The organism is Paraburkholderia strydomiana (genome assembly GCF_046030495.1).
In the GTDB taxonomy this organism is placed as follows: Bacteria; Pseudomonadota; Gammaproteobacteria; order Burkholderiales; family Burkholderiaceae; genus Paraburkholderia; species Paraburkholderia strydomiana_A.
The window spans coordinates 1-1,173 of sequence record NZ_JAQQCJ010000069.1 but is presented as its reverse complement, the minus strand read 5'-3'; the positions used below and the strand labels follow the sequence as shown (position 1 = coordinate 1,173).

3 protein-coding genes are annotated in these 1,173 nt (G+C 56.4%); all 3 read left to right on the top strand.

What is annotated here, in order from left to right:
- Positions 1-160: 160 nt before the first annotated feature.
- The 3 genes from PQQ53_RS34940 to PQQ53_RS34930 all read left to right on the top strand — a co-directional run bounded on the left by PQQ53_RS34940 (position 161) and on the right by PQQ53_RS34930 (position 1,121).
- Positions 161-508, top strand: coding sequence for a hypothetical protein (locus tag PQQ53_RS34940; RefSeq protein ID WP_408329288.1), 348 nt, complete (start codon positions 161-163; stop codon positions 506-508).
- A gap of 84 nt (positions 509-592) precedes the next feature.
- Positions 593-874, top strand: a complete 282-nt coding sequence (locus tag PQQ53_RS34935; protein WP_408329285.1) for a BrnT family toxin — start codon at positions 593-595, stop codon at positions 872-874.
- Positions 846-1,121, top strand: coding sequence for a BrnA antitoxin family protein (locus tag PQQ53_RS34930; protein WP_408329282.1), 276 nt, complete (start codon positions 846-848; stop codon positions 1,119-1,121). The genes PQQ53_RS34935 and PQQ53_RS34930 overlap by 29 nt, the downstream gene beginning before the upstream one ends.
- The last annotated feature ends 52 nt before the right edge of the window (positions 1,122-1,173 follow it).

Genomic DNA, 1,173 nt, shown 5'->3' with positions numbered 1-1,173 from the left:
AAAGTCGCACCCCCGACATTTGAAACTGGCCTCGACAAAACCGGGGTTGTAATTTATATGAAAGATACGAACTCACTTCGCAAAACGCTACGTCAAGCCGCTTCCTGCAAGCGGCTTTTTTGTCTGTATCGCAGACTACGCAGCCCCACGCGAGATCAGCATGAAAACCCGCAAGCCCAAAATTCTTACCCGCCACAACGCCGCGCCGCTGAATGAATTCCTGTATTACGCCGGGACCTTGCCGATGCGGCATCTGTGCAGAACGCTCGGGCGCCATGAACGCACCGTCAAGGACTGGATAGCCGGAAAAGCCGTGATTCCGCCCTGGGCCATCGCCGTGCTTCGGCTGCAAGCCCTCGAATACGAACTCATGCGTGACCAGATGGGCTACACCGCCCTGGACCGTGAGGCCGCGCAGCGGACACCCCAACCCGTCATCAAACCCGCGCCCGCAGCTAACGATGCCATGTTTGCCAATCAGCTCACGCTCGATATCAGGGCGATATAGACACACGGCAAACAGATAACGTAGTTACAAAAACACCTTGTACCGGTCCGTTTCCGTAACTACAATAACTATTGCAAACCACCCGTGAAAACAACCTACGATCCCGCCAAAAGTGAAGCCAACCGAGGGAAGCATGGCGTTTCCCTCGCGCTCGCTGAAGCAATCGACTGGTCGTCCGTATGGTGTGCGCCCGACGACCGAAAGGATTACCGTGAATTGCGCGAGATCGGCTATGCCGTCATCGGGGGTCGCCTCTATTGCGTGGTGTTCACGCAGCGCGGCAGAGCCTTCAGGGTCATCAGTCTGCGCAAGGCAAACAACCGGGAGATTGAACGCTATGAAGAAGCAACCGAGATTGATCCGTAACACGCCCGAAGAGGACGCCGAGATCGAGCGCGGCATCGCCGACGACCCGGATACGTTCGAACCAAACGACGAACAGTTTGCGCAAATGAAACGACGCGGCGGGCGCCCGAAACTCGCCAGCCCGAAAATTGCAGTGACCGTTCGATATGACGCCGAGATTATCGAGCGATTCAGGGCAAGCGGCGAAGGCTGGCAAACGCGTATGAACGACGCCCTACGCGATTGGCTGAATACTCACCGAGCATGACCAACGGCAGCACACGACCCAGGCTGTGTGGAAACCCGATGAAACTACAATT